The sequence below is a fragment of the Micromonospora sp. NPDC023644 genome (assembly GCF_040640115.1).
Lineage (GTDB): Bacteria > Actinomycetota > Actinomycetes > Mycobacteriales > Micromonosporaceae > Micromonospora.
On record NZ_JBFABA010000024.1, the window covers coordinates 55,423 to 78,219 of the forward strand.

At 70.4% G+C, this 22,797-nt stretch carries 24 protein-coding genes and 3 tRNA genes; 24 read left to right on the plus strand and 3 right to left on the minus strand.

The features are described from left to right. The first annotated feature begins 924 nt into the window (after positions 1-924). The 5 genes from AB0G08_RS18555 to AB0G08_RS18575 all read left to right on the plus strand — a co-directional run bounded on the left by AB0G08_RS18555 (position 925) and on the right by AB0G08_RS18575 (position 4,830). On the plus strand, positions 925-2,430 hold the full coding sequence (locus AB0G08_RS18555) for an MFS transporter (RefSeq protein ID WP_358089173.1): 1,506 nt from the start codon (positions 925-927) through the stop codon (positions 2,428-2,430). A gap of 781 nt (positions 2,431-3,211) precedes the next feature. Beyond that, entirely contained in the window at positions 3,212-3,682 is a 471-nt protein-coding gene (locus AB0G08_RS18560) for a tyrosine-type recombinase/integrase (protein ID WP_358089176.1), read from the plus strand. Between the two features lie 48 nt (positions 3,683-3,730). Then, complete coding sequence (locus AB0G08_RS18565; RefSeq protein ID WP_358089179.1) at positions 3,731-3,979, plus strand: hypothetical protein; 249 nt, start codon at positions 3,731-3,733, stop codon at positions 3,977-3,979. 81 nt (positions 3,980-4,060) lie between these two features. Then, the gene (locus AB0G08_RS18570) at positions 4,061-4,270 is read left to right on the plus strand and encodes a hypothetical protein (protein ID WP_358089182.1); all 210 of its coding nucleotides are present in this window, start codon (positions 4,061-4,063) and stop codon (positions 4,268-4,270) included. A gap of 44 nt (positions 4,271-4,314) precedes the next feature. Next, positions 4,315-4,830 (plus strand): GNAT family N-acetyltransferase, encoded by a 516-nt coding sequence (locus tag AB0G08_RS18575; RefSeq protein WP_358089186.1) that lies wholly within the window; start codon positions 4,315-4,317, stop codon positions 4,828-4,830. 129 nt (positions 4,831-4,959) lie between these two features. Here the strand turns inward: AB0G08_RS18575 and AB0G08_RS18580 are convergent, their stop codons facing one another. Continuing rightward, the gene (locus tag AB0G08_RS18580) at positions 4,960-5,127 is read right to left on the minus strand and encodes a DUF4265 domain-containing protein (RefSeq protein ID WP_358089189.1); all 168 of its coding nucleotides are present in this window, start codon (positions 5,125-5,127) and stop codon (positions 4,960-4,962) included. Here AB0G08_RS18580 and AB0G08_RS18585 point away from each other — a divergent pair. Next, positions 5,069-5,368, plus strand: a complete 300-nt coding sequence (locus tag AB0G08_RS18585) for a DUF4265 domain-containing protein (RefSeq protein WP_358089192.1) — start codon at positions 5,069-5,071, stop codon at positions 5,366-5,368. The genes AB0G08_RS18580 and AB0G08_RS18585 overlap by 59 nt on opposite strands. A gap of 431 nt (positions 5,369-5,799) precedes the next feature. Here the strand turns inward: AB0G08_RS18585 and AB0G08_RS18590 are convergent, their stop codons facing one another. Both AB0G08_RS18590 and AB0G08_RS18595 read right to left on the minus strand, forming a co-directional pair. Then, the gene (locus AB0G08_RS18590) at positions 5,800-6,318 is read right to left on the minus strand and encodes a hypothetical protein (RefSeq protein WP_358089195.1); all 519 of its coding nucleotides are present in this window, start codon (positions 6,316-6,318) and stop codon (positions 5,800-5,802) included. A gap of 117 nt (positions 6,319-6,435) precedes the next feature. After that, entirely contained in the window at positions 6,436-6,795 is a 360-nt protein-coding gene (locus tag AB0G08_RS18595; protein ID WP_358089198.1) for a metalloregulator ArsR/SmtB family transcription factor, read from the minus strand. A gap of 67 nt (positions 6,796-6,862) precedes the next feature. Between AB0G08_RS18595 and AB0G08_RS18600 the strand changes: the two genes are divergently transcribed. From AB0G08_RS18600 to AB0G08_RS18685, 18 genes are all read left to right on the plus strand, one after another. Then, entirely contained in the window at positions 6,863-7,951 is a 1,089-nt protein-coding gene (locus AB0G08_RS18600) for a cation diffusion facilitator family transporter (RefSeq protein ID WP_358089201.1), read from the plus strand. A 557-nt stretch (positions 7,952-8,508) separates the two neighbouring features. Continuing rightward, a complete protein-coding gene (locus AB0G08_RS18605) occupies positions 8,509-8,652 on the plus strand; it encodes a hypothetical protein (protein WP_357872415.1) in 144 nt (47 codons plus the stop codon). 47 nt (positions 8,653-8,699) lie between these two features. Next, positions 8,700-11,228 (plus strand): bifunctional diguanylate cyclase/phosphodiesterase, encoded by a 2,529-nt coding sequence (locus tag AB0G08_RS18610; protein ID WP_358089204.1) that lies wholly within the window; start codon positions 8,700-8,702, stop codon positions 11,226-11,228. A 96-nt stretch (positions 11,229-11,324) separates the two neighbouring features. Next, positions 11,325-11,397 (plus strand) — tRNA-Thr (locus tag AB0G08_RS18615). 25 nt (positions 11,398-11,422) lie between these two features. Continuing rightward, positions 11,423-11,495 (plus strand) — tRNA-Met (locus AB0G08_RS18620). A 132-nt stretch (positions 11,496-11,627) separates the two neighbouring features. Further along, positions 11,628-11,795, plus strand: a complete 168-nt coding sequence (gene rpmG / locus AB0G08_RS18625) for a 50S ribosomal protein L33 (RefSeq protein ID WP_013288652.1) — start codon at positions 11,628-11,630, stop codon at positions 11,793-11,795. 128 nt (positions 11,796-11,923) lie between these two features. Further along, positions 11,924-12,370, plus strand: coding sequence for a MaoC family dehydratase N-terminal domain-containing protein (locus AB0G08_RS18630; protein WP_358089207.1), 447 nt, complete (start codon positions 11,924-11,926; stop codon positions 12,368-12,370). 1 nt (position 12,371) lies between these two features. Continuing rightward, on the plus strand, positions 12,372-12,764 hold the full coding sequence (locus AB0G08_RS18635) for a MaoC family dehydratase (protein ID WP_357872425.1): 393 nt from the start codon (positions 12,372-12,374) through the stop codon (positions 12,762-12,764). Positions 12,765-12,892: 128 nt separating this feature from the next. Continuing rightward, positions 12,893-12,965 (plus strand) — tRNA-Trp (locus AB0G08_RS18640). Between the two features lie 214 nt (positions 12,966-13,179). After that, on the plus strand, positions 13,180-13,563 hold the full coding sequence (secE, locus tag AB0G08_RS18645) for a preprotein translocase subunit SecE (RefSeq protein WP_358089210.1): 384 nt from the start codon (positions 13,180-13,182) through the stop codon (positions 13,561-13,563). Positions 13,564-13,601: 38 nt separating this feature from the next. After that, complete coding sequence (gene nusG, locus AB0G08_RS18650; RefSeq protein WP_357872431.1) at positions 13,602-14,324, plus strand: transcription termination/antitermination protein NusG; 723 nt, start codon at positions 13,602-13,604, stop codon at positions 14,322-14,324. A 184-nt stretch (positions 14,325-14,508) separates the two neighbouring features. Next, positions 14,509-14,940, plus strand: coding sequence for a 50S ribosomal protein L11 (gene rplK / locus AB0G08_RS18655; protein ID WP_334607504.1), 432 nt, complete (start codon positions 14,509-14,511; stop codon positions 14,938-14,940). Positions 14,941-15,023: 83 nt separating this feature from the next. After that, entirely contained in the window at positions 15,024-15,740 is a 717-nt protein-coding gene (gene rplA, locus AB0G08_RS18660; protein ID WP_358089213.1) for a 50S ribosomal protein L1, read from the plus strand. A gap of 76 nt (positions 15,741-15,816) precedes the next feature. Next, positions 15,817-16,665, plus strand: a complete 849-nt coding sequence (locus tag AB0G08_RS18665) for an ATP-binding cassette domain-containing protein (RefSeq protein ID WP_358089216.1) — start codon at positions 15,817-15,819, stop codon at positions 16,663-16,665. Beyond that, positions 16,662-17,351, plus strand: coding sequence for a hypothetical protein (locus AB0G08_RS18670; RefSeq protein WP_358089219.1), 690 nt, complete (start codon positions 16,662-16,664; stop codon positions 17,349-17,351). Before AB0G08_RS18665 ends, AB0G08_RS18670 begins: the two co-directional genes overlap by 4 nt. Positions 17,352-17,694: 343 nt before the next feature. Next, complete coding sequence (gene rplJ / locus AB0G08_RS18675; RefSeq protein WP_088998343.1) at positions 17,695-18,240, plus strand: 50S ribosomal protein L10; 546 nt, start codon at positions 17,695-17,697, stop codon at positions 18,238-18,240. 54 nt (positions 18,241-18,294) lie between these two features. Continuing rightward, the gene (rplL, locus tag AB0G08_RS18680; RefSeq protein WP_132230897.1) at positions 18,295-18,678 is read left to right on the plus strand and encodes a 50S ribosomal protein L7/L12; all 384 of its coding nucleotides are present in this window, start codon (positions 18,295-18,297) and stop codon (positions 18,676-18,678) included. Between the two features lie 569 nt (positions 18,679-19,247). Then, positions 19,248-22,679, plus strand: coding sequence for a DNA-directed RNA polymerase subunit beta (locus tag AB0G08_RS18685; RefSeq protein WP_358089222.1), 3,432 nt, complete (start codon positions 19,248-19,250; stop codon positions 22,677-22,679). The last annotated feature ends 118 nt before the right edge of the window (positions 22,680-22,797 follow it).

The window sequence follows — 22,797 nt, forward strand, 5'->3', positions numbered from 1 at the left end:
CCGCAACCGTTCGGCAACTCCATCCCGGAGTCGTCTGGCCCCCGCCGGAGGCGCATCTCTAACCCCGCCCCCTTCCTCACCCTCGCCCCCTCCACCACCCTTGCCCCTTCCTCCCTGTGGGCCTCAACGTGTTCGTGCGAGGCGTTCGGCAACTCGTCCTGCCCGTGGTGGCTCCGGCCCTCTCTGGGCCTCTGGAACGTCGGAGAGCGGGTGAAGGTGTGTCCGCCTGGCACCAGTCACACCGGGACTCGTCACCGGGACCTCACTGACCCAGGGGTGACGCACGGGGCGGGGCGTGGTTGCGGGCTGGCTGACTTTCCGCCCCGGCGCCGGCACTGCTCCCCGCGCTGGCTCGGCCTGGACCGATGACGGACAGGCACATGAGCGGCGCGGCCTCAAGCACCGGGCACGCAAGGGCACCCGAGTCGTGCCGATCCCGCCGCCGCTCGTCACGCTGCTGCACCGGCACATCACCGACCACGGGACCGCTCCTGACGGTCGGCTATTCCGGGGCCTGCATGGCGGTCCGCTGCCTGGGCCGGCCTATGACCGCTGGTGGAAGCTCGCCCGCGAGAACGGCGCTCACCCCGGCGCAGGTCGCCTCACCGCTCGCCCGCCGGCCCTACGACCTGCGTCACGCTGCCGCCTCGCTCTGGCTCAACGCAGGTGTCCCGGCGACGGAAGTGCCCGCTGCCTGGGGCGCTGCGGGTATACGCGACCTGCATCGACGGGGGAGAGGGCGGGGTGAGCCGCCGGATCGGGAACGCCCTGCGGCGGCGCCGCCACACGCGGTTGATGGCGTCCCCGGTGGGTAGCCCCGCCTCGTGCACTCGCAACAACCTGGTCGAATACCCGGTGGGGGTATAGCATCAAGCGTCCGTACCCCCCGGGGGTATCGCCGACCGATTGACCAAGGAAAAAGCGATGTCACGCACCACACCACCCACCTCTGGAACAGCTTCCGGCAGCCGTCTGGGCCTGGCCCTGCTCGTGATCGCCACGGCGCAGCTGATGATGGTGTTGGACGACACTGTCGCCAACGTCGCGCTGCCAAGCATCCAGGCCGACCTCGACATGTCCGGGTCGGCGCTGCCGTGGGTGATCAACGCCTACGTTCTGGCTTTCGGCGGTCTACTGCTGTTTGGCGGCCGGGTCGGCGACCTGTTCGGCCGGCTGCGGGTGCTGCGTCTGGGCCTGGTTGTCTTCACCGTCGCGTCGCTGGCGGGTGGGCTCGCCCCTACCAATGAGTTGCTGATCGCCGCGCGTGGGGTTCAGGGCATCGGCGCGGCCCTGGTCGCTCCGAACGCCCTCGCCCTGATCGCCACCACGTTCCCGAGCGGGAAGCCACGCAACAAGGCGATGGCCGTCTACGGCGCCATGTCCGCCCTCGGCATCACCGGCGGGGTGCTCCTGGGTGGGCTCCTCACCGGCGCGTTGAGCTGGCGGTGGGTACTGCTGATCAACATCCCGATCGGGCTCGCCGTCCTCGCCGGCACCCGCGTCCTGCCGGAGAACGAGCGCAACACCGGACGCCTCGACACCCTCGGAGCGGTCACCGGCACCGCTGGCTTCACCGCGCTTGCCTACGGCGTCACCCGCGCTGGTGAGCACGGCTGGACCGACCCCGTCACGCTGGCCGCCTTCGCCGCCGCAGTCGTCGCCCTGGTCCTGTTCGTTGTGCTCCAGGCGCGCAGCCGCACCCCCCTGCTTCCGCTGCGGCTGCTAGCCGACCGCAACCGCTCCGGCGCCTACGTCACCGTGTTGTTCATCGGCGCCGGACTTATGGGCACCTTCTACCTTGCGACCCTGTTCATGCAGCAGGTCCTTCAGTTCGGCCCCTTGCGGGCCGGCGCCGCCGCGCTGCCCTTCGGCCTCGGCATCATTCTCGCCTCCGCCGTGGCCTCCAAGCTCGTCGAGCACCTACCACCGCGCGCCATCGCCGCTCCCGGCCTGCTCGTGGCCGCCGCCGGCATGTACTGGCTGTCGGCGCTTGAGGCGAATGCCGGCTACTGGGGTGATCTGATGGTCCCCCTGTTCATTACCTCCGCCGGCCTTGGCCTGGCGTTCGTGCCGATGACGCTCACCGTCGTGCACGGCGTCGACCAACGAGAGACCGGGGTCGCCTCCGCGCTGATGAACACCGCCCAGCAGATCGGCGCGGCGATTGGCCTGGCCGTCCTGACCACCATCTCCACCACGGCCGCCGCCGCTCGCCTGCCGGACGCGGCTACGGCGCTGCACCAGGCACGCGTCGGCGGCAACGACGACCTCGCCGCGCGCGCGGCGCAGGCGCTCAGCCACGGCTACGGCAGCGCTTATCTTGCCGCCGCCGTCCTGCTGGTCGTAGCGGCTGCCATCACGGGCCTCGCGGTCAACACCGGCCGCCAAAATCGCAACGCGCCCGCCGAAACCGATACCCACCAGGAATAAGAAGCGCCCGGCGTTCACGAGCACGATGTTCCCGCTGCGGGAACATCACGGGAACACGAACGGTTCGGCGCTCATGATCAGAGGAAAACCGCTGGTCATGGGAGGTGCGGCACCCAAGATCCCGCGCTCTTTGTAAATCCGTCGCGAAAGCTACAGAGGTTCGAATCCTCTACCCGCCACCAGGAGCACCAACGGCCCCTGACCAGCAGGAATGCTGATCGGGGGCCGTTGTCGTTTGTCCGGCCGAGTCCGGCTGAGCCCAGCCGTCGACGACTGGTCGCGGGGTAGATCGTGGGCGGGTCGATCTTGCCGCTGAGCGCTCCTCTGGGGCTGCGCCTGTTGGTGTTGGCGGCGCTTGCCGGGCTGGCGGGGGCAGTGCGCGCAGGGACCGGCTGAGGGCTCCGCGCTGGCGTGTCGCTGGCTACGGGAGGCAGGCCGGGGGCAAGCCAGTCCCGGGGTTGGACTGGCGCGGCAGTCGGAAGCCCCGACCCCTCGACGAGGTCGACCCGTTCGGCTTCCGTACCGCCTGGCCGTGCTGATGCGGCTCTCGTGCATCAGCTGAGTTCGGGGGCGGCGGTCCGGCAGCAGTCGGCGGCTCTCCGCCCCGGTGCCGAAAGCAGCCGGGGCGGCTTGCCGCCGGCCGGCTCACCGCCCCCGCGCCGCGCGGAGCGCGGCGCCTTGATGCTGCCTCGGCTGCGGCGCCGACTTCGACGACCTGGCGGCGGTCAAGCCTTCCGGGTCCTGCGACCACGAGAAGATCGAATACCGCTGGGGCCGCCTGGTGCTTGCCGGCACCGCCCCGCGCGCCGGGTCGCACTGGACCGATGACGGCGGCTCCCACGAGCGGCGCGGGCTCAAGCACCGGGGCCGGCAGGAAACCCGGACCGTCCCCATCCCGCCCCGGCTCGTCGAGCTGCTGTGCGCGCACGTCGAGAACCACGGCGTCGGCCCGGACGGTCGGGTCTTCCGCGGCCTGCACGGTGGGCCCCTCTCCGAGTCGGTCTACGACCGGTGGTGGAAGCTCGCCCGGGAGAAGGCCCTGACCGAATCGCAGGTCGCCTCGCCGCTCGTACGCCGGCCCTACGACCTACGGCACGCGGCGGCCTCGCTCTGGCTGAATGCCGGCGTCCCGCCGACCGAGGTCGACCGGCGCCTGGGCCACGGCGTCGCCGTCCTGCTCCGCGTCTACGCCAACTGCATCGACGGGGGAGACGACACCATGAACGACAAGATCGGCGACGCGCTCGGATGACGCTCGTCTTACTTCCGTCTGACTGCCGATCGGCGCACTCTGGCCCTCGTGAATATCTTCACCGCCATGGTCGCCGTGATCGCAGTGACGGTGCTGCTGGCTCGGGCTGCCGTCCGCCCACCCGAGGGCACGCCGTTGGAGTGGCTACGTGCAGCGAGACGGATGATCCGAGGGCGGAAGAAGCGGCCGGTGCTTCAACGGCTGCGAAGTGGTGCCACCCGGCTGACCGTCGACCCGGTGCCGGGGGAGCCCTTCAACGATGCCCGCGATGTGTGGCCGATGCCGCCCGACCACTGAGGGATTGCGATGTGTGGGCGTGCGCAAATGGCGGGCATCGGGACGCGAAGGCATCGGGCGACTGGTCAGAATGTGCGAGTGATGACAGGAATGGTCGGCCTCGTGCTGCTGTTCGCGCTGGGCTCTGCTGCGGTTTTCGCCCTGGTGTACCTGGGCGTGTCGCTGTTGCGGTCGATGAGACGTGGGGTCAACTCCTTGCCGCGTGCGTTGAAGTCCCTGACCGTCGAGCCACCGCCGGCCGGGGCCTTCAACGACTCCCGGGACGTGTGGCCGATGCCGAAGGACGACTGATCGGAGACGTACGCGGATGACCGCGAAACTGTGGGGATGAGCCGTTGAGCACCGAGCATGGCGAGGCGCTGACCACAACGGAACGTCTCGTGCTGCGCGAGGTCCGATCGTCCGACCTGCCAGTGCTTGAGCGAATGTGGCGGGACGCGGTGATGCGGCGTTACCTCGGCGGCCCGGTGTCTGATGAGGAAGTGGCCGAGCGGCGGAAATATGACCAGGCGGGCGGACTAATGGTGGCGACGCACTCCGGGGAGGTCGTCGGTAGGTGCCACCTGGGCCGGTACCGGACGGGTGACCTTGAGTTGTCGTACGCCTTCCTGCCGGAGTGGTGGGGCAGGGGGTACGCCCGGGAGGCATGTGCGGCGGCCATCGGATTGGCCTTCGACCGGTTCCCGCACGCCGCCCGACTGATCGCTGTCACTCAGGAGGCGAACACCCGTTCGGTCCGACTCCTGGAAGCCCTGGGCATGGCGCGGGTCGACGCGTTCGAGGAGTTCGGCGCTCGTCAGGTGATGCACGCGATCGATCGTCCGCACAGCATCGACGGGGAGGCGAGGTGAGGTGGGCGTTTCCTGCCCGCAGGGGATGATGTCGGCCATGGCCTCACCTGCACCCGACCGGGACCTACCTGCCGGAGACCAGCTCATCAAGATCTGGTTCAAGTTCGTTCCGCGGGAAGGGTGGCTTCCCTACGACAAAGAGGGCCTGTGGGGTGTTGTGAAGCGCACGACGTCTCCCTCAGCCACGCCGTCTTGAAGGAACGGAACGTTGCAGATGCGAGCCGTGTGAGGGCCGGCAGTGGGTCCTGACGGACTTCGCTGGGCCACCGGGCGGGTCGAGGCGTCGGGCAACTGCACCGTTAGAGTCCTGCCGAAGCCACGCGGCCCACTCGGACCAAGCGCCCAAGCTGTCTACGACCGGTTAGCGCCCTTCGGCCTCGGCGGCGAGACGTTCAGCAAGGAACTCCCTCTCGTCGCTCTCACCGTACCGGCGAGTGCAGATCTCCCCGCGATCAAGGCGACCCTGCTACGAGGCAAGGCGGAGGGCTGGTGGAGCTTCGAGGTCGGGTGTGAGACCGACGAGTGGAGAGCGGCCTGAACATATGGCACCATCCTGACGTCGTTCCGTGGCGTGGGCACATGGTGGGCGGCTGATCGGTCGGTGTCGGTGTGGCGGCGAGAAACAGCAGCCCAGAGGCGCTGACCGGGGAAAAATCGCAGACGCCCTGTAAATCCGTCGCGGAAGGTACAGAGGGTCGAATCCTCTACCCGCCACCAGGAGCGCCAACGGCCCCTGACCAGCAGGAATGCTGATCGGGGACCGTTGTCGTTTGTCCGGCCGAGTCCGGCTGAGCCCAGCCGTCGACGACTGGTCGCGGGGTAGATCGTGGGTGTCCCGCGGACCGAGGGCGCCCGGCGCCTGGGCCACGGCGTCGCCGTCCTGCCCCGTGTCGACGCTGACTGCGTCGACGGGGGAGACGACACCACGAACGACAAGATCGGCGACGCGCTCGGATGAGCGTCCCTGGTTCAGCAGCTCTCGACCGTGGTGTCGCCGATCAGGCGCCGAGCTTCTGCCACGACGTCCGCGTCGAGGTCCGCGGTCGTGGTGCCCGTGTACGGGTGCCCGTTGTAGACGGAATCCACGTAGAGGTAGGCGTCCTCAAGAGCGATCAGCTCGGCTGCCAGGGGGGTGCCGTCCCAGGCGAGGAAGCTGTACGTCCAGGACGCGAGGTCGCGAGGCGTGATGGTGTGCGCGAGCACGCGCCGCGCCATGACCCGGAGGGCCTCCTCCTCGCCCTCTCGACTCCCCTCCCGGTAGTGGGTCAGGGAGAGCTCCGCCAGAGCGTCTTCGAGCCAACGCCGCAGCTCGTCGCTCTCGCTGCCCTTCTCGGGCGAGACGCCGGCGAGGATCCGAAGGGTCGGACTGTCGACCCCCGCCATGAGGCAGTCGCAGGCGGCCTCGATCACGTCGGCCGCCGTGGCCGGGTTGACGCTCCACAGGGCGGCGGCGTCCTGGAGGCGGGCGAGGGCGTCTTGACCGGGCATCGTCACATGATCTGTCAGCGGCTCTCCGCTGTCGCCGACGTATTCAGCGCAGCCCGGCCGCGAGTGGTTCGCCGGCCCCCACTCCAAGCCCGTCGAGTGGTGCCCTGCCCGGCGCGGTCAGTCGTGCTCGGGGATGCCCGCCACCCGGTGCGACGCGGCGTGCATGACCTCGGTCACCAGCCGACGCACATGCCCTCCCCGGGCGCTGTACCACGCGCGCCGGCCGTCGCGCCGCACCGTGACCAGTCCTGCCAGCCGCAGCTTGCCCAGGTGCTGCGACACCGCCGGCCGCGCCACCCCCAGCGCCGCCACCAGCCCGGTCACGTCGTGCTCGCCGTCGGCGAGCAGCCACATCAGCCGCAGCCGCGTGCCGTCGGCGAGCATCCGCAACATCTCGGTTGCTGCCTCGACCTGGCTGTCGGCAGGGAGGCGTTGTTGCAGGTCATTGGCACCTGCAACATTGTCGCGTGCGTACATGAGCACATATTATCGCCGTCGTCGGGAATGCCGGTCCACGATCCGGTGCGGGACGTCGGGAGGCGCGGTGAACGACCACGAGCACGACCACGACCACGATCATGAGCACGACCAGGGCCATGACCACCCGCACGATCACGGCCACCATCACGGGGGTCGGCTCGCCGCCTGGTGGCATCGGCTGACCCACGCGGTCGTCCCCCACTCGCACGACTCCCGCGCGAAGGTCGACCCGGCGTTGGAGTCCTCCCGAGATGGCCTGCGCGCCCTGTGGATCTCACTCGTCGGCCTCGGGATCACCGCCGTCGCCCAGGCCGTCATCGTCGTGCTGTCCGGCTCGGTCGCGCTGCTCGGCGACACCCTGCACAACGTCGCCGACGCTCTGACCGCCGTACCCCTGGCGATCGCCTTCGTGCTCGGCCGGCGTGCCGCCACCCGCGCCTACACCTACGGTTACGGCCGGGCCGAGGACATCGCCGGCATCATCATCGTCGCGGTCATCGCCGCGTCCGCCGTCGCCGCCGCCTGGACCGCCGTCGCCCGGTTGCTGCACCCGGCCGAGGTGACCCACCTGCCCTGGGTGGCTGCCGCCGGCTTCGTCGGCTTCGTCGGCAACGAGCTGGTCGCCCGCTACCGCATCCGCGTCGGCCGCCGTATCGGCTCCGCCGCCCTGGTCGCAGACGGCCTGCACGCCCGCACCGACGGCTACACCTCCCTCGCGGTGCTCCTCGCCGCCGGCGGGGCCGCCCTCGGCTGGCGGTGGGCCGACCCGGTCGTCGGCCTGGCCATCGCCGTCGCCATCAGCTTCGTCCTCAAGGACGCCGCCCGCGAGGTCTACCGACGCCTCATGGACGCCGTCGACCCCGCCATCGTCGACCAGGCCGAAGCCACGCTGCGTGCCGTCGACGGCGTCCGAGACGTCACCACGGTCCGGCTCCGCTGGATCGGCCACCGCCTCCACGCCGAAGCCGACCTGGTCGTGGATACCCACCTCAGCCTCGTCGCCGCCCACGAGATCGCGGCCGACGCCGAACACCAGCTCACCCACGCCGTGCCCCGGCTGACGAGCGCAACCGTGCACACCGATCCCGACTGCCACCGCGGCGCCCACCATCACACCGACCTGTCGCACCGGCGCCGGCAGCTGATTCGCTGACGCCCAGATCCTCGGCCACCGTCCACCGCAACGTCCCGCGACGGGTGGCCGATGCCGAAGGGCGACCGAGGGTGCGTCGGCCCGGCGGTCCCCGACGGCCCGGCTCGCGTGCCCGGCGGAATCCTCCCGCCACCGTGCGGGGCCCGGGGCCCGAGGGCCGGCGGCGGGCCGTCCTCCTGGCGCCGCCCGCCTCTGCGGTACGGGCTTTGTCGGTCCCTCGTCAGAGCCCCTGGCGCGCTGGCGCAGAACGAGTATGGTGGTCGATGTTCGCTCGAGTCTCGTCCTCGACACGAGGTCGCCCCTGGTGAGGGTGGGTACGTCTGGACTCTCGGACCTTCCCCCAATTGCGCGGAAGGTCGCATTCCGCAATGTGCGAAATGCACGGTGCCCACTCAGCCCTGTGATCAGGGCTCGGTCGGGGCGCCCCTTGGGCCGAACGGCGGAACGTCACCGACGCTCGGTCCGGCGGTGCCCGCACGGCTTTTCTGGGTACCTGCCTTGTGGCACGATCGTGGAACCCTCACCATCCCCGTGACACTTCCCCGACAGGAGCAAACATGTCTGGTCGAAGGCTGGGCCGGCTGCTTGGCTCGCTTTTCGCACTCGCCGCTCTCGCGAGCGTCGTCCTGGGCGGTGACCTCTGGGAGACCGGAGATCTCCAGACCGCCGACGTCATCTGGAACATGCCCGCGCCTCGCTGACACATCGCTCGATGACGTGAACCGGCGGGCCGGTAAGGGGGCACGGCATGGCGGGTCGTGGCCGCACCGGCCCCCGCTCGACTGAATACGCGTGGCTGATCACCGGGCCTCTGGCCCTGATCGCCATCGTCTGCACGACAGCGGTCGGGCTGGTCGCTCCACAGCCGTTCGGCGAGTGGTCGCTCGCGCTGCCACTCTTCGTGGCCATGGTGGGTGCCGGGCTCCCGGTGCTGAACTTCACGGTCCGGCGGCAGTCCCTCGGCGTGACCTTGACCGAGATCCCGCTGGTCCTGGCGTTCTACCTCGTGGAACCACTCACGGTCGTCGTGATCTACACGGTCGCGTCGGCCGTGACCCACATCCGGCACCGGTTCGGCGCGACGAAGTTCTGGTTCAACGTGGCCCGGGCGGCCGCGGGCTCGTCGCTGGCCGTCCTCGTGCTCCAGGCCCTGCCGCCCGTCGAGGGCGTCGGCCCGGACACCTGGCTGAAGCTGTTCTTCGCGGCCAGCATGGTGAACCTGCTGAGCATCGCCTCGGTCGCCGGCGTGCACACGCTGTTGCAGGGCTGGCAGGCGGGCCGGGGCACGCTCCGGCAGTCGCCGCCCGCGCTCCTGGCCGCGATGATCAACATCGCCAGCGGGATGATCGTCCTCATTCTCATCGCGACCACCTGGTGGTCGCTGCTGTTGCTGGGGGCCCTCCTCGTCGCGCTGGCCCTCGTCTACCGGGCGTACGCGCAGTTCTTCCGGCAGCACCGCACCCTCACCGACATGTACGAGCTGAGCCGCGCGGTGAGCGAGAGCGGCGAGTACGGCACGTTGCCCGACGCCCTCCTGGGCCGGGTGCGGGCGCTCATGCAGGCGGAGTACGCCACGCTCTGGCTGCCCGCCCAGGGCAGGCACCCCGAGGTGCTGCTGACCGCGCGTAACGACGCCCCCGGTCTGCTCGACTTCGCGAAGACCCCGGCCGCCCTGCGGGAACGGGCCCGGGACGAGGGCCGCACCGTCGCCGTCGGTCGAGGACTGACGACCGACGCCGACCTGCGCGCCCCGCTCTCGACGCACGGGGTCAAGGACGTGATCGTCCTACCGTTGCGGTCCGGTCAGGCGGTCATCGGCACGCTGGAGGTCGCCAACCGGCTGGGCGACAGCAACTACTTCGTCCGCACCGACGTGCCTCTCTTCGAGACGGTGGCGGCGCACGCGGCGGTGGCGTTGGAGAACTCGCGGCTGGTGGACCGGCTCCGGCACGACGCCGGCCACGACACGCTGACCAAGCTGCCCAACCGGCGGCGGATCACCGACGCGCTGGGGGAGGCCGTCAAGATCCGGGCGCCCGGCGAGGTGGTGGCCCTGCTGCTGTTCGACGTCGACCGGCTGCGCCAGGTCAACGAGTCGCTCGGGCACGCCGCCGGCGACAAGGTCCTGGTGGAGGTCGCCAACCGGCTGCGTTCCTGTGTGCCCTCGTCCGCCCTGGTCGGGCGGGCCGGCGGGGACGAGTTCCTGGTGACGCTGCGGCTGGAGAGCGCCGAGGCGGCGACGGAGCTGGCCGCGCAGCTGCGCGAGCAGATCCGCGACGAGATGGTCTTCGACGCGCTCACCCTCGACGTCGACACGGCGGTCGGTGTCGCCGTGCATCCCGACCACGGCAGCGACGCCGCCTCCCTGCTGCAACGGGTGGACCTGGCGGCGACGGCAGCCAAGTCCGTGCCGGGCAGCGTGCAGCTGTTCAGCCCGGCGCTGGAGTCCCGGTCGCTGCGGCGGCTCGGCCTCGCCGGCGACCTGCGGCGCGCGCTGGACAACGACGAGCTGGAGGTCTACTTCCAGCCCAAGGTGACGCTGCGGGACCGCCGGCTGGTCGGCGTGGAGTGCCTGGCCCGCTGGGAGCACCCGGCGCACGGCACGGTCGCCCCGGAGGACTTCGTGGCGGTGGCCGAGCACACCGGACAGCTCGGCCGGTTCACCGAGTTCGTGCTCCGCGAGGGGCTGCGGCGCAGCCGGGACTGGACCCACGCCGGCCAGCCGCTCGCCGTCGCGGTCAACCTCTCCGCCCGTACGCTCACCGACCAGCACTTCCCGGCCCGCGTCAAGGAGCTGCTCGACGAGTACGGCGTACCGCCGCAGCGGCTCACGCTGGAGATCAAGGAGGCCGGGGTGCTGGACGGCACCGACCGGCCCATCCCGACCCTGCGGCGGCTGCGCGACCTCGGCGTACGGCTGTCGGTGGACGACTTCGGCACCGGCGACTCGTCCCTGGCCCACCTGCGCCGGCTGCCGGTGCACGAGGTGAAGGTCGACCGTTCCTTCGTGCAGGGCATGGCGACGGACCCGGGCGACCTGGCGATCGTCAACGCGGTGGTCACGCTCTCCCAGCAGTTCGGCCTGGCCGTGGTCGCCGAGGGCGTGGAGAGCGAGCTGACCCTGGAGCTGCTCCAGGACATCGGCTGTGAGATCGGCCAGGGCTTCCTGTTCAGCCGGCCGCTGCCGTACGAGCGCCTGGAGGCCTGGTTCGGCGCCCAGGTGGACCCGGAGACGATCTCCCCGGGGGAGCTGCCCCGGTTGCGGGCCGTGCCCTGATCTGCGGAAACGCCCCTGTGGGGGATCCGATTTCATCTCCGCCGCACGGCCGTGTAATGTATCCCCTGCGCGTCACCCCCCGGGGAGATCGCGCAGGCCCCCTTAGCTCAGTCGGCAGAGCGTCTCCATGGTAAGGAGAAGGTCTACGGTTCGATTCCGTAAGGGGGCTCAGAGGGTCCGGCTGGACCCGCCACGGCGGTGTAGCTCAGATGGCAGAGCAAGCGGCTCATAATCGCTGTGTCGCCGGTTCAAGTCCGGCCACCGCTACTCTCGTCCACCGGGCCAGCTCCCGGCGGTCGGTGGGATGGGCGCCACAGGCGCCCACTTTGCATGTCCGCGCCATCAGCGCGTAGGCTGATGCGCCGTAGTTGTTATCCGTAGCGAGGAAGGCACTCCGCCGTGGCGAAGGCGACCGATGTCCGGCCGAAGATCACTTTGGCGTGTGTGGAGTGCAAGGAGCGCAACTACATCACGCGCAAGAACCGTCGTAACGACCCGGACCGCATCGAGCTGAAGAAGTTCTGCCCGCGGGACGGCAAGCACACGGTCCACCGCGAGACCCGCTGACCCACGGCCGGCGCTCCGCCGGCCCGGTCCTCTGGCATTTCCCGATCGCCGGTCCGTAGGGACGGCGTGGCTCCGGCCGCCGCCGACCGTACGGATCGGCGATCGGCGTTTGCGTGTAGGTTCGCGGCATGTCCCTGGACCCGTCCTTCGTCGGCCGGACGTATCCGCCGACCGCCCCCTACCAGGTGGGCCGAGAAAAGATCCGCGAGTTCGCCACGGCGATCGGCGCCGCCGATCCGGCCCACCACGACCCGGAGGCCGCCCGTGCGCTCGGCCACCCGGACGTGGTCGCCCCGCCGACCTTTCCCATCGTGCTCACGATGGCGGCCAACCAGCAGATCATCGACGACCCGGACCTCGGCGTCGACTACAGCCGCGTCGTCCACGGCGACCAGCGCTTCGCCTACACCCGCCCGGTGGTGGCGGGGGACGAGCTGGTCTGCGTCAGCGTCATCGACGACGTCAGCAGCCGTGGCGGGCACGGCTTCCTGACCACCCGCACCGAGGTCGCCACCCCGGCCGGCGAGCCGGTGGTGACCGTCTGGTCGAAGCTCGTCGTACGCGGGGAGGGCTGAGATGGAGCTGCCAGCCAGGACGTTCCGGGTGACGCGCGCGGACCTGGTCCGCTACGCCGGCGCCTCGGGGGACTTCAACCCGATCCACTGGAGCGACCGTACCGCCACGAAGGTGGGTCTGCCGGGCGTGATCGCCCACGGCATGTTCACCATGGCGCTGGTCGGCCGCGCGGTCGCCGAGTGGGCCGGGGCGCCCGACGCGATCGTCGACTACAACGTCCGCTTCACCCGGCCGGTGGTCGTCCCGGACGACGACGAGGGCACCGAGATCGAGGTCACGGCGGTGGTCCGGGAGGTCACCGAGGACGGCCTGACCAGGCTCGACGTGACCGCCGTCTGCCGGGGCGAGAAGGTGCTGTCGCAGGCGCGGGCGACCGTCCGGGCAGCGCGCTGACCAGGCTCCCGACGCGCGAGGGGCAGACCGGTTGGGAAAGTCGTGCCGCTACCCGTACACTGGTCCGCCGTGGGGCAAGTAACCCCTGCACGGTCGTTCATGACCGGGCGGGGCGAGCATTGCCGCACAGGGGTGTAGCTCAATTGGCAGAGCAGCGGTCTCCAAAACCGCAGGCTGCAGGTTCAAGTCCTGTCACCCCTGCGCCTCAGGCCTGACCGTTCCCGTGGGTCGCGCCGCCGTACGGCGGCGTCCGGCCCGTGGTGGTGGCATCGGCGGGGTGGCTCCGAGGCATTCGGGCCCTCTCGGCTGATCCGCCGGCCGCGGCCCGTCGCGGGACGGTTGGTCCGGCCGGCGTGACCCAACGCCGCGCACGCCCGACAGCGTGCGACCCCGACATCCCGCGACGGAGGGCGAAGTGGCCGACAAGAAGCGGCGCGGCGAGGACGCCGGCGACGACCGTCTGCACGACGAGGTCGTCGCCGACGACGACGCCACCGACGCCGAGGAGCCGGTTTCCCGCGGCGGCACCGCGACGCGTTCGCGGGCGAAGGCGGATTCGGCGGACAGCCGTCCGAAGACCAAGGCGGAAACCGAGCGGGTGGGTCTGTTCGGCCGCATCGCCCGATTCATCCGCGAGGTCGTGGCGGAACTGCGTAAGGTCATCTGGCCGACCCGCAAGGAGCTGCTGACCTACACGGCCGTGGTGGTCGCCTTCGTCACGGTGATGCTGACGATCGTGGCCGGCCTTGACTTCGCCTTCGCGAAGGGCGTGCTGTGGGTCTTCGGCAACCCCAGCTGACCGGCCGACTGAGCCGATAGTGACGGAAGTGAGCGAGCGTGCCTGAGTACGACGAGACCGCCGAGACCACGGACGAGCAGTCCACGGTGGCGACGGCGGCTGGTGACGAGTCGGTCGAGGCCGCCAGCGAGCCGGAGTTCCCCACCACCGAGCCCGCACCGGACGAGGACTACGACCCGGTCGCCGAGCTGCGGCAGAAGCTGCGCTACGCGCCGGGCGACTGGTACGTGGTGCACTCGTACGCCGGCTACGAGAACAAGGTCAAGACCAACCTCGAGACCCGGATCACGAGCCTCGACATGGAGGACTACATCTACCAGGTCGAGGTGCCGACCCGGGAAGAGGTGGAGGTCAAGAACGGGAAGCGGTCGCAGATCCAGGCCAAGGTCTTCCCGGGCTACATCCTGGTCCGGATGGAGCTGACCGCCGAGTCCTACTCCTGCGTGCGCAACACGCCGGGCGTCACCGGCTTCGTGGGCGCGACGGACCGGGCCGACCGCCCGGCCCCGCTCTCGCTCGACGAGGTGCTGAAGTGGCTGGCGCCGGCGATCGAGACCGAGCAGAAGAAGGCCAAGCCCGAGATCAAGGTCCTCGACTTCGAGGTCGGCGACTCGGTCACCGTCACCGACGGCGCCTTCGCCTCGCTGCCGGCCACGATCAGTGAGATCAACGCCGACCAGCAGAAGCTCAAGGTGCTGGTGTCGATCTTCGGCCGCGAGACGCCGGTGGAGCTGAACTTCAACCAGGTCGCCAAGATCTGACGTCCGGAGCGCCGGCGGTGGGCAGCGGCCCGCCGCCGGCGTATCCGTTCCGCCCTCCCGCCCGACCTCGGCGCAGGCGGCGGCGGGACGCTGCGCTACTCTAGAACGTCGTCGCTGTCGCATCGCGCTGACCGTGCGCGCCTGCGGCCGGCACCTTTCCCAGTTTCAAGCCCCAGGAAGAGACATGCCTCCGAAGAAGAAGCTCGTCAAGACTTTCACGCTTCAGCTGAAGGCGGGCCAGGCCACGCCGGCGCCGCCCGTCGGCCCGGCGCTCGGCCAGCACGGCGTGAACATCATGGAGTTCTGCAAGTCCTACAACGCGCAGACCGAGTCCCAGCGGGGCGACATCGTCCCCGCCGAGATCAGCGTCTACGAGGACCGCAGCTTCACCTTCGTCCTGAAGACCCCGCCCGCCGCCCGGCTGCTGCTCAAGGCCGCCGGCGTGGAGAAGGGCTCGGGCGTCCCGCAGAAGGACAAGGTCGGCTCGGTGTCGCAGGCCCAGGTGCGTGAGATCGCCGAGAAGAAGATGGTCGACCTCAACGCCAACGACATCGACCAGGCTGCGAAGATCATCGCCGGCACCGCCCGGTCGATGGGCATCACCGTCAACGACTGACGCTGGTCAGCACTCACCCGATCAGTTCGTGGGAGGGCGCGCGGACGACGCGGCCCGCCATAGACCACAGGAGTACGCAGAACATGCAGCGCAGCAAGAGCTACCGCAAGGCCGCCGAGGTCATCGACCGGTCGAAGCTCTACACCCCCGCCGAGGCCGTGAAGCTGGCCAAGGACACCACCACCGCCAAGTTCGACGCCACGGTCGAGGTCGCCATGCGCCTCGGCGTCGACCCCCGCAAGGCGGACCAGATGGTCCGTGGCGTGGTCAACCTGCCGCACGGCACCGGTAAGACCGCCCGCGTGATCGTCTTCGCCGCCGGCGCGAAGGCCGAGGAGGCCGCCGCCGCCGGTGCGGACGAGGTGGGCACCGACGAGCTGGTCGCCCGGATCCAGGGCGGTTGGCTCGACTTCGACGCGGCGATCGCCACGCCGGACCAGATGGCCAAGATCGGCCGGATCGCGCGGATCCTGGGCCCGCGCGGTCTCATGCCGAACCCGAAGACCGGCACCGTGACCATGGACGTCACCAAGGCCGTCTCGGACATCAAGGGCGGTAAGATCACCTTCCGGGTGGACAAGCACTCCAACCTGCACCTGATCATCGGCAAGGCCTCGTTCTCCGAGTCCCAGCTGATCGACAACTACGCGGCGGTCCTCGACGAGGTCCTGCGGGCCAAGCCGTCCGCCGCGAAGGGCAAGTACCTCAAGAAGGTCACCCTCACCACCACCATGGGCCCGGGCGTCCCGGTCGATCCCAACGTGGTGAAGAACCTGCAGGAGGCCTCGGCCGAGGGCTGAGCATCCGCACCCGTGACGGGGCGTCGCCACATCGTGGCGGCGCCCCGTTCCGTGTCGGTTGTGGCATGCTCGGCCGGTGCGCCTGGAGAACGTCTGGCTGCGCTACCGGCGGCGGGGCCCGTGGGTGCTGCGGGAAGCCGCGGTGCGGGTCGGCCCCGGTGAGGTCGTGGTCGTGCTCGGCCGCAACGGCGTGGGCAAGTCGACGCTGCTCCAGGTGGCGGCCGGGGTGCTGCGGCCGAGCCGGGGGCGGGTCACCGGTCGACCCCGGCACGTCGGGTGGGTCCCGGAGCGCTTCCCGGCCGACCAGCCCTTCACCGTCGCGCACTACCTGACCGCCATGGGGCGGGTCGCCGGCCTCGATTCGGCCGCCGCCGACCACGCGGTCGACCACTGGACCGCCCGGCTGGGCCTGTCCGCGTTCCGCCGGGTCCGGTTGCCGGAGCTGTCCAAGGGCACCGCGCAGAAGGTCGGCCTGGCCCAGGCGATGCTGCGTCCACCCGGCCTGCTGGTGCTCGACGAGCCGTGGGAGGGCCTCGACGCCGCGACCCGGGACCTGGTGCCCGCGGTGATCGACGAGGTGGCGGCGGCGGGCGGATCGGTGCTGGTCAGCGACCACCGCGGCGAGATCGCCCGGTTGCCCGGCGCCCGCCGGTGGACGGTGGCGGACGGCACGGTCACCGAGGCCGCCCCGTCGGCGGACGCGGCGCTGGCGGTGGTCGAGGTCGCGGTCCCGGCCGCGCGGGTCGACGGCACCGTCGCCCGGTTGCGCGCCGAGGGCCACCAGATCCTTCGCGTACGCCGACCCGCCCGGCCCGGCGTCCCCGACGGCGCGCGGCGGCCGCCGACGGGGGCCGTGGACGGCGGCGCGACGCCCCTCGTCCGGGCGCCGGAGGCCACGGACGGGACGACCGGGGGACCGCGGTGACCGCGCTGCTCCGGCTGCGGCTGGCGGGCTTCCTGCGTACGGGGCGGGCGCTGGCCCCGCTGCTGGCCGGGCTGGTGGCCCTCGGCGTCCTCTACGGCGGCGGCCGGGCGCAGCCGGGGGAGGCGTACGGCGTCTCAGCCGTGGTGCTCTTCCCCGTGCTCGCCTGGCAGACCAAGGTGCTGCTGGACGTCGAGCCGGACGTGCAGCGCCGGCTCGCCCAGGCGCTGGTCGGGGTGCGCCGGGAGCGACTGGCCGGGCTGCTGGCGGCCGGCGTGGCCGGGCTCGGCACGGTGGCCGTCGCGCTGGTCTTCCCGTGGCTGGTCGGCGGGGTCGCCGGCCCCGTGGAGCCGGGCGACCGGTCGGTGCCGGTGGGCATCGCCGTCGGGCTGTGGGCGCACCTGCTGGCCGTACCCGCGGCGGTGGCGCTCGGGGCGCTGGCCAGCCGCGCCTCGACGGGCAGCGCGGGCTACGGCGTCGCGGTGCTCGCGCTCGGCGGGGTCGGCACGGTCGTTCTCGGCCTCAGCGGGTCGGTGGCGCCGTGGCTGGCGCCGCCGGTGATGGCGACCGCGCGGGCCGCCGCCGACGACCTGGCCGCGTGGAGGGTGGGTCTGCTCAGCGCCTGGGCCGCGGCCTGGAGCGCGGCGGCCGGCGCGGCGTACCTGTGGCGGCGGCGCTTCCGGCCCTGACCCCGGCGCGGCCTCCGGTCCCTCGCGCGGGGGAGTGACCCGGCGCACCCGGGGGCGATTTGGTGGTCGCGGGCCTTTCGCGTAACCTAGGCCGCGAAGTTCCACCCAGAGACCGCTGGTCACCGTGCCCCGGCACGGTCGAAGGTCCCGCGACTACGGGCGACCCGCGCAGGGCGGTAAGCGAAATTCGGTGCTGAGCATGGTCCGCCGACCGTGTCCGTGCGCCGGCCCTCGCCCCGTGCGCCCTGCGCCGGGGCCTTTCTCGTTGTCGTGGCGCCTGCGCTCCCGTCGAAAGCTCCGGCCGACGACGGTGACCGGCCTCGAGTAACGAGAGAGGAGGGACATGGCGGACAAGCCGATCCGGGCCGACAAGGCCACGGCCGTCGCTGAGCTGACCGAGAGCTTCCGCAACGCGGGCGCCACGGTGCTGACCGAGTACCGCGGTCTGACGGTTTCCCAGCTCACGCAGCTGCGGCGCTCGTTGGGTCAGGAGACCAGCTACACGGTCGCGAAGAACACGCTCGCGAAGCGTGCCGCGACCGACGCTGGCATTTCCGGCCTCGACGAGATGTTCACCGGTCCTACCGCGCTGACTTTCGTTTCGGGCGACGTCGTCGAGGCGGCGAAGGGGCTTCGCGACTTCGCGAAGGCCAACCCGAAGCTCGTCATCAAGGGCGGTGTCTTCGAGGGCAGGGCCATCACCGCGGCCGAGGTCACGAAGCTCGCCGACCTGGAGTCCCGCGAGGTGCTGCTGGCCAAGCTGGCCGGCGCGATGAAGGGCAACCTGAGCAAGGCCGCGGCCCTGTTCCAGGCCCCGCTGTCGAAGACCGCCCGTCTGGCGGCCGCCCTGCAGGACAAGCGCGAGAAGGAGGGCGCCGAGGCGGCCTGAGGCCCCGCGGCGCACCCAGTTCTTACCTAACAGATTCAGGAAAGGACGCCAGACATGGCGAAGCTCAGCACCGACGAGCTGCTCGACGCGTTCAAGGAGATGACGCTGATCGAGCTCTCCGAGTTCGTGAAGCAGTTCGAGGAGACCTTCGAGGTCACCGCCGCGGCTCCGGTCGCCGTCGCCGGCCCGGCCGGCCCGGCCGCCGCCGCCCCGGTCGAGGAGGAGAAGGACGAGTTCGACGTCATCCTCGAGGCCGACGGTGGCAAGAAGATCCAGGTCATCAAGGTCGTGCGCGAGCTGACCGGCCTGGGCCTCAAGGAGGCCAAGGACCTGGTCGAGGCCGCTCCGAAGGCCGTCCTGGAGAAGGCCAACAAGGAGACCGCCGAGAAGGCGAAGACCAAGCTCGAGGGTGAGGGCGCCAAGGTCACCCTCAAGTGACCTGACGTTCCACCAGACGCGCGTCCGGCTCGGTGAGCCGGGGCACATCGCGTCACGGCGGGCGGTGATCCGACAGTGGATCGCCGCCCGCCGTCTTGGTGGACCGGCGGCAGGCGTGTGAGCAGGGCGTCGACGCCCCGAACCGGCCGGCGGCCGGGGCCCGGCGGTAGCCCGTCGGTGGGAAAGACGCGGCGACCCGGATGCCGGGCCTTGACGCGGCACCGGCCCGACAGGCACGCTGACACAGCAAGACCTTCCGCGCTTGCAACGGCCACCACTTGGGTAATGGCAGCGGCGACACCATCGGCCGCCACACCCGAGCGGCCCGGCAGGAACGTCGCGTTCCGAGCGGCCCGGTGAGACCCCGGTTCGAGGGGCCCGAGGCACGTTCCGCGACGACCTGCGGGGTGGGCTGGACAGCGGTTAGCCTCTCGGCTACACTGCTAGTTTGCGCTGCCTTCCGACTTGACCCCTGCTCGGAAATGTCCGTTTCCGGATATTTCTGGTGGGGTCATTGGAGTGCACGCGTACCAGCCGTTCTGCAGCACCGGTCCTCGGAAGGACGCATCTTGGCAGCTTCCCGCCCTGCGAAGACCAGTCGTACGTCGAGCGCATTCGCTCCCCGCCGAGTTTCATTCGGCAGGATCACCGAACACCTCGAGGTCCCCAACCTCCTCGCCATCCAGAACGAGTCCTTCGACTGGCTCGTCGGCAACGAGGCTTGGCAGGGCCGGTCGGCGGACGACCCGCACGCACGCTCGGGTCTCGCGGAGATCCTCGACGAGATCAGTCCCATTGAGGACTTCTCCGGCACCATGTCGCTCTCCTTCTCGGCTCCGCGCTTCGACGAGGTCAAGGCCTCGATCGAGGAGTGCAAGGAGAAGGACCTGACCTACTGCGCCCCGCTGTTCGTGACGGCGGAGTTCACCAACAACACCACCGGCGAGATCAAGAGCCAGACGGTGTTCATGGGTGACTTCCCGATGATGACGCCGAAGGGCACCTTCATCATCAACGGCACCGAGCGCGTCGTGGTCAGCCAGCTCGTCCGCTCGCCGGGCGTCTACTTCGACAAGCAGCCGGACAAGACCTCCGACCGCGACCTCACCAGCGTCAAGGTCATCCCCAGCCGGGGTGCCTGGCTCGAGTTCGACATCGACAAGCGCGACACCGTCGGCGTCCGCATCGACCGCAAGCGCCGGCAGGCCGTCACGGTCCTGCTCAAGGCCGTCGGTTGGTCGGCCGAGCGGATCCGCGAGCGGTTCGGCTGGTCCGAGCTGATGATGACCACGCTCGAGAAGGACCACATCGCCGGCGCGGACGAGGCGTTGCTCGACATCTACCGGAAGCTCCGCCCTGGCGAGCCGCCGACCCGCGAGAACGCCCAGACCCTGCTCGACAACCTCTTCTTCAACCCGAAGCGGTACGACGTCGCCAAGGTCGGTCGTTACAAGTTCAACAAGAAGCTCGAGCTGGAGGTGCCGATCACGACCGGCACCCTGACCGAGGACGACATCGTCGCCACCGTGGAGTACCTCTGCCGGCTGCACGCCGGTGAGGACGGCTACGAGGCCGACGACATCGACCACTTCGGCAACCGGCGCCTGCGCACGGTCGGCGAGCTGATCCAGAACCAGGTCCGGGTCGGTCTGTCCCGGATGGAGCGCGTCGTCCGCGAGCGGATGACGACGCAGGACGTCGAGGCGATCACGCCGCAGACCCTGATCAACATCCGCCCGGTGGTGGCGGCGATCAAGGAGTTCTTCGGCACCTCGCAGCTGTCCCAGTTCATGGACCAGACCAACCCGCTGGCGGGCCTGACCCACCGGCGCCGGCTGAGCGCGCTCGGCCCGGGTGGTCTGTCCCGGGAGCGGGCCGGCTTTGAGGTCCGCGACGTGCACCCGTCCCACTACGGCCGGATGTGCCCGATCGAGACGCCGGAAGGCCCGAACATCGGCCTGATCGGCGCGCTCTCCACCTTCGCCCGGGTCAACCCGTTCGGCTTCATCGAGACGCCGTACCGGAAGGTCGTCGACGGTCGGGTCACCGACCAGATCGACTACCTGACCGCGGACGAGGAGGACCGGTTCGTCAAGGCGCAGGCCAACGCGCCGCTGAAGGCCGACGGCACCTTCGCCGAGGACCGGGTCCTGTGCCGCCGTAAGGGCGGCGAGACCGAGGACGTGGTTCCGGGCGCCGTGGACTACATGGACGTGTCGCCGCGGCAGATGACCTCGGTCGCGACCGCGATGATCCCGTTCCTCGAGCACGACGACGCCAACCGGGCACTGATGGGCGCGAACATGCAGCGCCAGGCGGTGCCGCTGGTCAAGGCCGAGTCCCCGCTCGTGGGCACCGGCATGGAGTACCGCGCCGCGGTCGACGCCGGTGACGTGGTCGTCGCCGAGGTCGGTGGCGTCATCGAGGACCTCTGCGCCGACTACATCACGATCCACCAGGACGACGGCCACCGCCGCACGTACCTGCTGCACAAGTTCCGCCGCTCCAACGCCGGCTCCTGCGTGAACCAGAAGCCGGTCGTCTTCGAGGGCGACCGCGTCGAGGCCGGCCAGGTCATCGCCGACGGTCCCTGCACCGACGAGGGCGAGATGGCGCTCGGGCGCAACCTGCTCGTGGCGTTCATGTGCTGGGAGGGCCACAACTACGAGGACGCGATCATCCTGTCGCAGCGCCTCGTGCAGCAGGACGTCCTCACCTCGATCCACATCGAGGAGCACGAGGTCGACGCCCGGGACACCAAGCTCGGCCCGGAGGAGATCACCCGCGACATCCCGAACGTCAGCGAGGAGATGCTCGCCGACCTCGACGAGCGCGGCATCATCCGGATCGGCGCCGAGGTCGTCCCCGGCGACATCCTGGTCGGCAAGGTCACGCCCAAGGGTGAGACCGAGCTGACCCCGGAGGAGCGGCTGCTCCGCGCGATCTTCGGTGAGAAGGCGCGCGAGGTCCGCGACACCTCGCTGAAGGTGCCGCACGGCGAGACCGGCACGGTCATCGGTGTGCGTACCTTCTCCCGCGAGGACGGCGACGAGCTGCCGCCGGGCGTCAACGAGCTGGTCCGGGTCTACGTCGCCCAGAAGCGGAAGATCCAGGACGGCGACAAGCTCGCCGGCCGGCACGGCAACAAGGGCGTCATCTCCAAGATCCTGCCGATCGAGGACATGCCGTTCCTGGAGGACGGCACGCCCGTCGACATCGTGCTCAACCCGCTGGGTGTGCCGTCCCGGATGAACATCGGCCAGGTGCTGGAGACGCACCTCGGCTGGGTGGCGAAGACGGGGTGGAGCGTCGACGGCGAGGACGCCGAGTGGAAGCGCCAGCTGCGCTCCATCGAGGCGCACGAGTCGGAGCCGGACACCAACGTGGCCACGCCGGTCTTCGACGGTGCCCGCGAGGAGGAGATCTCCGGCCTGCTGGCGTCGACCCTGCCCAACCGGGACGGCAAGCAGCTGATCGGTTCCAGCGGCAAGGCGCAGCTGTTCGACGGCCGCTCCGGTGAGCCGCTGCCGGACCCGATCGCGGTCGGCTACATCTACATCCTGAAGCTCAACCACCTGGTCGACGACAAGATCCACGCCCGGTCGACCGGCCCGTACTCGATGATCACGCAGCAGCCGCTGGGTGGTAAGGCGCAGTTCGGTGGTCAGCGCTTCGGCGAGATGGAGTGCTGGGCGATGCAGGCGTACGGCGCCGCGTACGCCCTGCAGGAGCTGTTGACGATCAAGTCCGACGACGTCCTCGGCCGGGTCAAGGTCTACGAGGCCATCGTCAAGGGCGAGAACATCCCCGAACCGGGCATCCCGGAGTCGTTCAAGGTGCTGCTCAAGGAGCTGCAGTCGCTGTGCCTCAACGTCGAGGTGCTCTCCAGCGACGGCGTGGCCCTGGAGATGCGCGAGACCGACGACGAGGTGTTCCGCGCCGCGGAGGAGCTGGGCATCGACCTGTCCCGGCGCGAGCCGAGCTCGGTCGAAGAGGTCTGAGGTGAGCGGTCGGGGGGGGGGGGGGGGGGGGCCCCCCCCCCCCCCCCCCCCCCGCCGGCAAACACAACCAAAGGGGGGAAAAGGGTGGGGGCGAGCTAAAAAAAGAGAGGGGGCGACG